General features: G+C 62.2%; 6 protein-coding genes. 2 read left to right on the top strand and 4 right to left on the bottom strand.

The genetic code is table 11. The features are described 5' to 3' along the window. On the top strand, window positions 1–266 hold a 266-nt coding region (locus HMPREF2806_RS02670), incomplete at its 5' end, for a transposase (protein WP_198531308.1). Window positions 267–293: 27 nt separating this feature from the next. On the opposite strand, the gene HMPREF2806_RS02665 is transcribed toward HMPREF2806_RS02670, so the two are convergent. The 3 genes from HMPREF2806_RS02665 to HMPREF2806_RS02655 all read right to left on the bottom strand — a co-directional run bounded on the left by HMPREF2806_RS02665 (window position 294) and on the right by HMPREF2806_RS02655 (window position 4,859). Further along, window positions 294–1,322 carry an HNH endonuclease signature motif containing protein gene (locus HMPREF2806_RS02665; protein ID WP_083306491.1) on the bottom strand — a complete coding sequence of 343 codons (1,029 nt, stop codon included), beginning with the start codon at window positions 1,320–1,322 and terminating at the stop codon, window positions 294–296. Window positions 1,323–1,411: 89 nt separating this feature from the next. Beyond that, a complete protein-coding gene (locus HMPREF2806_RS02660) occupies window positions 1,412–3,439 on the bottom strand; it encodes a M3 family metallopeptidase (RefSeq protein ID WP_070516032.1) in 2,028 nt (675 codons plus the stop codon). A gap of 52 nt (window positions 3,440–3,491) precedes the next feature. Further along, window positions 3,492–4,859: a PepSY-associated TM helix domain-containing protein gene (locus HMPREF2806_RS02655; protein WP_046648374.1), complete on the bottom strand. Its 1,368-nt coding sequence runs from the start codon at window positions 4,857–4,859 to the stop codon at window positions 3,492–3,494. Between the two features lie 692 nt (window positions 4,860–5,551). Between HMPREF2806_RS02655 and HMPREF2806_RS02650 the strand changes: the two genes are divergently transcribed. Further along, the gene (locus HMPREF2806_RS02650; protein WP_046648373.1) at window positions 5,552–5,734 is read left to right on the top strand and encodes a hypothetical protein; all 183 of its coding nucleotides are present in this window, start codon (window positions 5,552–5,554) and stop codon (window positions 5,732–5,734) included. A gap of 247 nt (window positions 5,735–5,981) precedes the next feature. Here HMPREF2806_RS02650 and HMPREF2806_RS02645 read toward each other — a convergent pair whose 3' ends face one another. Then, entirely contained in the window at window positions 5,982–8,165 is a 2,184-nt protein-coding gene (locus tag HMPREF2806_RS02645; RefSeq protein WP_070516031.1) for an NADP-dependent isocitrate dehydrogenase, read from the bottom strand. Window positions 8,166–8,313: the final 148 nt, after the last annotated feature.

Raw genomic sequence — 8,313 nt, 5'->3', positions numbered from 1 at the left:
TCATGGAACGCATCATCCACACCCTGCGTAAAGGATTACCGAAAGGCTTAGAAGAGCTCGCCCAACTGGGACGCACCCTGTGGCGAAGGCGCAAAGATGTGCTCGCCTACTTTGATATCGGTGCATCCAACGGCCCCGTCGAGGCAATCAACGGCAGACTCGAACACCTACGCGGCATCGCCCTAGGATTTAAAAACCTCAACCACTACATCTTGCGATGCCTAATCCACTCCGGACAACTACAGGACAAAATCAACGCACTCTAAAACCGGAAGGGCCGGTTTGTTGAAGCGTTAGTTGAAGGCGCTTGTGAAGACCGGCGCGGCGTCGTATGGCGGGATCCATGCCACCCGCCCGCCGATGCGATCCATGCGGCCGCGTGAGGGCGGGGCATCGGGGTCATCGTCGTTGACGCCATTATGGTAGGGGCACAGTGGCACCAGGTTGAGGATGTTGGTGGGCCCGCCGCGGGCCCAGGCCTTGATGTGGTGGATCTGGCACTTCTCAAAGGGAACCTTGCAGCCCTCCCAGGCGCAGCAGGGATTCTCCGCGGCCAAGGCGAGGCGCTGCTTGGCGGTGGCGAAGCGCTGGAAGCGGAACACATCGAGCGGGCCATGCTCGCGGCTGACCGCCACGATGACTCCCTTGTCTAGCAAAGCGCGCTCCACCAGCTGCGAGCCGGTCATGGTCGCGCCACTGGTGGTGCGGACGATGAACTCTTCGCCGTCCTTGTCGGTATTGCCCTTGAGCAGCTCGGCGTAGTCATCAAGCTGCAGGACCGCCATGGTGGCAACCTCAGTCTTGACACCGCCACCGTCTAGATTCTCCAGGAAGCTTTCACCGGGGCGTTCCTGGTCGATGCCTTCGAAGACGCCGGTAAGCTGCAACGAGTCCGCGGTGACCGTGAGCGTGGCCAGACCGTTGCCATGCTGGGTGAGCTTGGCGCGCTCGGCATACGTGCGGGGCTTGCGCATCTGGCGCAGCCTTTTGCGCGCTACCTTTTCCACCAGCTCCGCGCTGGTCTGGCATAGCTCCACACGCAAATCCCACGCTTTGTGGTGGTCCCGAACTTTGGCAACGAAGTGCTCGATGAGCTGCAAGGTCACCAGTCCGTGTCCGCGGCGACGCGCGGCTGCAACCGCCGTGCGCTGTTTCTTCGTCGAGGATGTGTGCCCGAAGTAGGTGTGGTGGAGGGAGAGGAACACGGTGGCGTCGGCAGGCGTGGCGCCGAGGGCCACCAAGTCAGATTCAGACAGGCCCGCGCACTCGGCCACCAGGTCAATGGCGCGGCCGAGGGCGGCGAAGAACGTCTGTAATCTCATACCCCGCAGCCTAAAAGCACTCCACCCCACCGCCAAGCCCCGAACTAGCTTCCCACCGAAATCTGTGGATAACTAGTCGGCACTCGGCTTTAGGCGCCGGCGAGGCCGCGGCGCTTAAGCAGCGGCGTGACGTCCTTGTCGCGGCCGCGGAACTCGCGGTAAGCCTCCGTGAAGTCGCGAGACGCGCCCTTCGACAGGATGACATCGCGGAACTTCTGACCGGCCTCGCGCAGGTCGGTTTGCTCTTTGAACCACTCGAAACCATCGGCGTCGAGCGCTTCGGCCCACAGGTAGGAGTAGTAGCCCGCGGAGTAGCCGCCAGCGAAGATGTGGTTAAAGTAAGTCGAGCGATAGCGCGGCGCGATGAGCTCGTTATCCAGCCCGGCCGCGCGCAGAGCTTCGGCCTCAAATTCGGCGACGGCCTCCGGAGTGGCCTTGAGCTCCGCGGCCTCGGCAGCGCTCAAGGAATGCCATGCGAGGTCGATGATTGACGCTCCCAGATACTCCGAGGTGGCGAATCCCTGACCGAACTCGGAGGCGGCGGAGATGGCGTCGAGAAGCTCGTCCGGAATAGGTTCGCCCGTCTCGACGTGGCGGGCGTACTCCTTGACCAAGTTCTTATCGAGCGCCCAGTTCTCGTTGATCTGCGAGGGGAACTCCACCCAGTCGCGCGGGACGTTGGTGCCGGCGAAGGTGGGGTAGCGGACGTCGGAAAGCAGGCCGTGCAGGGCGTGGCCGAATTCGTGGAAGACGGTGCGGACCTCGTCCATGCTCAGCAGCGGCTGCGAGCCGTCGGCGGGCTTGGTGATGCCCATGACGTTGACGATGACCGGCTTGCGCTCCAGCAGTCGGGACTGCCCCACGAACTCGCTCATCCATGCGCCGCCGCGCTTGGTGGGGCGCCCGAAGTAGTCGGTAAGAAGAAGACCGATCCCCTTACTCTCGTGATTGCCGTCCCGCACCTCCCAGACGCGAACCCCCTCCGCGTAGCCCTCGAGGTCATCGCGGGGGATAACGGTGATGCCGTAGAGGCGCTCGGCGGCGGCGAAGACGCCCTTCTCCAGGACCTGGTCCAGCGGGAAGTACTTGCGCAGCTCCTCCTCATCGAGAGAGAAGTCGCGGGCGCGGACCTTGGATTCCCAATAAGGCCAGTCCGCGGCGCTGAAACCCTGGCCGTTGAGCGTTGCTTCCTCCGTGAGGAGCTTCTGCTCGCCTTCGGCGTTGGCCGCGGCGGCGGGGGCGAGGTCGAAGAGCATGGTGCGGGCGGCGTCGGCAGTCGCGGCGGTTTCCTCGGCGATGACGTAGTCGGCATGCGTGGCAAAGCCCAGCAGCTCGGCTCGCTCGGCGCGCAGCTGCACGGCCTCGATGAGCCCCGGGATGTTGTTCTCGGAGCCCCTGCTTGCCGACGCCGCATACAGCCTCCCCCTCGCATCCTCCCGCGCCAGACGGCTCAGCTCCGACTGCACGGTCGGCAGCTCCAGCGGGATGACGAAGCCCTCGCGGCCTAGTGCTTCGGCATCGGCCTTGGCGGAGGCGATGCGTTCGGCGGGCAGGCCCTCGAGTTCTTCCTCGGTGAAGGAGACCGCGCGCTCGCGGGTAGACGCCATGAGGTTGCGGCCGAATTCTTCAGAGAGCGCGGAGAGGCGCTGGTTGATCTCGGACAGGCGGGCCTTGCCGGCCGCGTCGAGGTCGGCACCCTTGCGGGCAAAGGTGCGCAGGAGGTGCTCGTGGAGGCGCTGGCCTTCCGCGTCGTCGGCAGGCGGCGTGGCCTCCTTGATGCGCGCGTAGAGCACCTCGTTCTGGTAGATCGCGTCATAGTGCGCGGACAGGCGCGGGTAGATGTCGGCGGCGATCTCCTCCATTTCATCGGTGACGTCGGTGCCGGAGAGGTTGCCAAAGACCGCCATGACGCGGTCGAGGTCCTGCCCGGAGCGCTCGAGCGCCTCCACGGTGTTTTCCCACGTAGGCGTGGTGGGGTTGTCGGTGATGGAGGCGATTTCGGCGTCGTGAAGCGCGAGTGCTTCGTCGAAGGCGGGGCGGTAGTGCTCGACCTTGATCTCCGCAAACGGCGGGAGCTGGTAGGGCAGCGTGGAAGGTGTCAGTAGTGGGTTAGTCATAAGAAACTACCGTACCTAATAAGCTCCGCCCTATGTGATGGCTTTCACTAAATTATCCGACCGGGATTGGCGTGCGTTCCCTGCGCGGGGCGGTGGCACGGTTCACAAGGGTGACATCGAGAATCAGGAACGCTGCCAAAGTGATTCCCAAAAGCGGCAGGAAGACGCCCACGGTGGCGGCGAAAAGCGCGCCCAACCCTGTGGTGGCCCAGGAAAAGTGGGCAGTCGGGAGGAAGCGTGGGCGACGTTTCCACCACATGTAGTACCCCAGTACTACGAGAGCGGCGGTGGCGAGACCCAAGGCGAGGAGCGCAATCTGCAGCGGCAGTCCGAACATGATGCCCATGTGCAGGTAGATGCCCCAGCTGCTGAGCTTGCTAAACAGCGGCAGGCTGGAGAAAGGCTGGCGGTCGATGACGTCGCCGGTAGTGCCATCTACCGAAATTGCATCGGAGGTGGTGCGCCATTCCACCCAGCGTTCGCTGACCTGCCAGGCGGAGTTGGCGTCCTCCGGCGGGTAGAGGCGCAGCGGTCCGGTCAGTCCCTCGGCGCGGCCGGTGGCGAGGACGCGTTCGGCCTCGGCAGCCACGTTCGCGCTTGACCACGCCCCTCCAACCCCATGACCTTCATGTCCTTCATGGCCGGTGTGCTCATGCGTTTCAGCGGTGGTGCCGGGGAGGGCAGTCTCGATGGGGGTGGCCTTCCAGTTCATGCGCTCGACGAGGGAATCGACGTTCCCGCCGGCCAGTCCCGACCACGTGATACCGGTGGCAGAGAGGCCAAGCAGGCCGATGAAGATCCAGGCGCCAACAGTGGAATGCAGGCGGGTGGCCTTCCAGCGGGCAGAGCGCTTGGGCTGCTGCTGCGCTGCGTTCGCGGTTGCCTTGTTCTTCGGGCGGCGGCGAATCCACCACATATAAAGACCGCCACAGGCCATGACCCACAGCCAAGAAGCAGCCAGCTCCGAGTAGAGCTCACCGACCTTGCCCAAGTGGAAGCTTTCGTGCAGGGAGGAAATCCAGCGGCGCAGCGGCATCTCACCCAGGCCCGAGTAGGTGGGGTAGTCCCCGATGACCTCGGCGTTGGCAGGATTGATGAAGACGGTGCGCTGGAGGCTTTCGTCGATGCTGTCATCGGAAACCAGCACGCGCGTCGAATCCGTCGGTGTCGTGGCCGGCCAGACCTGCGTGACCGGCATGTCAGGCTGTTTGTGCTGCGCGGCCTGGATTTGTTCCTCCAAGCTCACGGGGTGCTCGACCGCCGGAACGGTCATGACGTCGCGGTACACCACCTTCTCCAGGGTGGGTGCCATGGCATAGAGACAGCCAGTCAATGCCGCAACGAGGATGAAGGGGCCGACGAACATACCGCCGTAAAAGTGAATGCGCTGAATGAAAGATCGCAGAGCCGTCCGACTCATAGGTAGTGCTCTTTTCAGGGTCTTTGGTGAAGGCCCCTGCTGAACGTTCGCGGGGCGTTCAGGAGGGGCGATGGACAGGCGCTGATATCAACTGCACTACTAGTCGGAGGCGGTGGTTGCTTGGTTCCCGTGGATTGAAAAACTCTCTCTTTTGCTGTGCGGTGTAGCTTTTACAACCTTTGATGAGGTTAGGGGTTTGCATAAGCCGTTGTCGGACTTCAATTGATGGTCGGCTACAGAGATCTGCCAATAGGGATAGCGAGGCTAATCTCATATTGATAGCCTGAGCACATGAGCATTATGAAGATCTGCCCCCCCTGCACGACAACATAAGACTACCGCGGTAGTCATTGCTGGCGTAATGCTGGCAGGCTTTGTGAAGATTCCAACTGCGCATGCGCAAAACTACAACAATCCGTTTCCCACTGAACCCTCCGACTCTTACATCCAAGACTGTGCGAACAATCCGGCTACGTGCAAATTGCCAGAAGGAGTGGCAACTGGTGCATCTCCCGAGAAGCAGGAGGCATGGAACAGATGCTTAGTGGCGATGACCGTTGCTGGTGTTCCTGCGGGCCGGGCGGTGCAAGGAATGCTTAAGGCAATTGCGACCGGAGTTGTAGCGGGTGGCCTAAACGGTTACGCCAGTTGCGACTGGGATGCAATTCTCGCTAAGTAGAGGTGTTGAGAGCATGAAATCATTTTTGGCTGGTTGGATTTTGTCGATAGGCGCGGTACTTATGGTGGGGTATTCCTCTGCTGACTTGATGTGGGTAGTCCGGACGGCCCTACTTACGACGATTCTCTGGGTATCAGCCTATTTCATTTCTAAGAAGCGCCAGATTCAAAAAGTGGATGGCATCGACCGTAGCTGATGCTCCCATGGTTGTACGGGACGCTAGTCACCTGATTTTAGGCAGCGGAGAAATTGCCCAATGGCATCGGAGGAGGAGGGGGTGTTACACCGCCGGTAGAGCGTGAGGTGGGACCATGTCTCGCGTCACGCAGCGGCGTCGAAGGTGACTTGGTGGTTAAGGACGTCTTCGTAGGAAAACGACGGCGCCGCGCGCTCCACTACGGAGGGGATACGCGCGGCGGTCGGAAACATGACGGGAGAAAGAGTTACTTCTTCAGGCCATCAATGATGTCGTTGAAGGCAGCGACCGGGCGCATGGTCTGGTTGAGCTTCTCCTCGTTCGGGGCGTAGTAGCCGCCGAGGTCGACGGGGGAGCCCTGGACGTCGAGAAGCGCCTGCTCAATCTCGCCAGCCTTGGCCTCGAGGGCCTCAGCAACCGGCTTGAAGGCCTCCGCCAGCTCGGCGTCGTCAGACTGTGCAGCCAGCTCCTTGGCCCAGTTGAGGGTCAGGAAGAAGTGGGAGCCGCGGTTGTCGTTCTCGCCGACCTTGCGGGACGGGGACTTGCCCTCATCCAGCAGGGTCTCGGTGGCCTTGTCCAGGGCAGCGGCCAGGACGCCTGCCTTGGCGTTGCCGTTGGTGTTGTGCTCGTGGCGGAAGGACTCAGCCAGGGCCAGGAACTCACCGAGGGAGTCCCAGCGCAGGTGGTTCTCCTCCTGGACCTGCTGGACGTGCTTCGGAGCGGAGCCGCCGGCACCGGTCTCGAACAGGCCGCCGCCAGCCATGAGCGGAACCACAGACAGCATCTTCGCGGAGGTGCCCAGCTCGAGGATGGGGAAGAGATCGGTGTTGTAGTCACGCAGGACGTTACCGGTCACGGAGATGGTGTCCTCGCCCTTGCGGATGCGCTCGACAGAGGTCTTGGTTGCGGTGACCGGGTCCTCGATGGAGATGTCCAGGCCCTCGGTGTCGTGATCCTGCAGGTACTTCTTGACCAGCTCGATGAGGTTGGCGTCGTGGCCGCGCTCCGGGTCGAGCCAGAAGATGGCCTTCATGCCGGACAGGCGGGCACGGTTGACGGCCAGCTTGACCCAGTCCTGGATCGGGGCGTCCTTGGTCTGGCAGGCGCGCCAGATGTCGCCAGCTTCCACGTCGTGGGAGATAAGAGCCTCACCCTTGGAGTTGCGAACCTCAACGGTGCCCGCAGCCGGCACCTTGAAGGTCTTGTTGTGGGAGCCGTACTCCTCAGCCTTCTGTGCCATGAGGCCGACGTTCGGGACGGTACCCATGGTGGTCGGGTCGTAGGCGCCGTTGGCCTTGCAGTCCTCGATCACGGCCTGGTAGACACCGGCGTAAGAGGAATCCGGGATGACGGCGAGGGTGTCCTGCTCCTCGTCGTTCTTGTTCCACATGTGGCCGGAGGTGCGGATCATGGCCGGCATGGAGGCGTCAATAATGACGTCGGACGGAACGTGCAGGTTGGTAATGCCCTTGTGGGAGTTGACCATGGCGAGGTCAGGACCGTCGGCAAGCGCGGCGTCGAAGGCAGCCTTGATCTCAGCACCGTTCTCGAGCTTGTCCAGCCCCTCGTAGATAGCGCCCAGGCCGTTCTCGCCGTTGAGGCCAGCGGCCTCGAGCTCCTCGCCGTACTTCTCAAAGACATCAGCGAAGAAAGCGCGCACCACGTGGCCGAAGATGATGGGGTCAGAAACCTTCATCATGGTGGCCTTGAGGTGAGCGGAGAAGAGCACGCCCTCTTCCTTGGCGCGGGCAACCTGCGCCTTGAGGAACTCATCGAGTGCCTTGGCGGACATGAAGGTGCCGTCGATGACCTCACCCTTGAGGACCGGCAGCTTCTCCAGCAGGGTCTGCTCGCCCTCGGCGGTCTTCAGGACGATGGAGAGGGTTTCCTCCTCCGGCATGATGACGGACTTCTCGTTGTGGCGGAAGTCGTTAGCGTCCATGGTGGCCACGTTGGTCTTGGAATCAGCGGACCACGCACCCATCTTGTGCGGGTTCTTCTTAGCGAAGTTCTTGACCGCAATCGGGGCGCGGCGGTCGGAGTTGCCCTCACGCAGAACCGGGTTGACAGCGGAGCCCTTGACGGCGTCGTACTTCTCCTGAGCCTCTTCGTACTCCGGAAGGTCGTAGCCGGCGGCCTGCAGCTCAGCAATAGCCTTCTTCAGCTGCACCAGGGAAGCGGAGATGTTCGGCAGCTTAATGATGTTAGCTTCCGGGGTCTTGGCCAGCTCGCCGAGCTCAGCCAGGGCATCGGAGACCTTCTTGTCACCAAGGCGCTCCGGGAACTGGGCCAGGATGCGGCCGGCCAGGGAAATGTCGCGGGTTTCCACCTCGATGCCTGCGGTGGACGCGAAGGCCTCCACGACGGGCTTGAAGGAGTAGGTCGCCAGCAACGGCGCCTCGTCGGTACGGGTCCAGATAATCTTTGCCATGGTTCTCCTAAAGAAGTTGAAAACTGTTCAACCTCACAGGATACCTGTCTTATTTTCTCGCGGTGCCGGTCCCCCTGTGACTCGCACCACCAGCGGGGGAAGTCTGTGTACTTGGCACAACCTTTCCGGCTGGACTTACGAGCTCGGG

Origin of the sequence: Corynebacterium sp. HMSC076G08 (assembly GCF_001811515.1) — a bacterium.
GTDB lineage: Bacteria > Actinomycetota > Actinomycetes > Mycobacteriales > Mycobacteriaceae > Corynebacterium > Corynebacterium hiratae.
Note: the sequence above shows the minus strand (reverse complement) of the source record. Positions and strands in the feature narration are given on the sequence as shown.

Bases quoted from the DNA above. Each gene is read 5' to 3' on its own strand.
- HMPREF2806_RS02645 (WP_070516031.1), bottom strand. From the start codon at position 8,165: ATGGCAAAGATTATCTGGACCCGTACCGACGAGGCGCCGTTGCTGGCG.
- HMPREF2806_RS02660 (WP_070516032.1), bottom strand. From the start codon at position 3,439: ATGACTAACCCACTACTGACACCTTCCACGCTGCCCTACCAGCTCCCG.
- HMPREF2806_RS02655 (WP_046648374.1), bottom strand. From the start codon at position 4,859: ATGAGTCGGACGGCTCTGCGATCTTTCATTCAGCGCATTCACTTTTAC.
- HMPREF2806_RS02665 (WP_083306491.1), bottom strand. From the start codon at position 1,322: ATGAGATTACAGACGTTCTTCGCCGCCCTCGGCCGCGCCATTGACCTG.
- HMPREF2806_RS02650 (WP_046648373.1), top strand. From the start codon at position 5,552: ATGAAATCATTTTTGGCTGGTTGGATTTTGTCGATAGGCGCGGTACTT.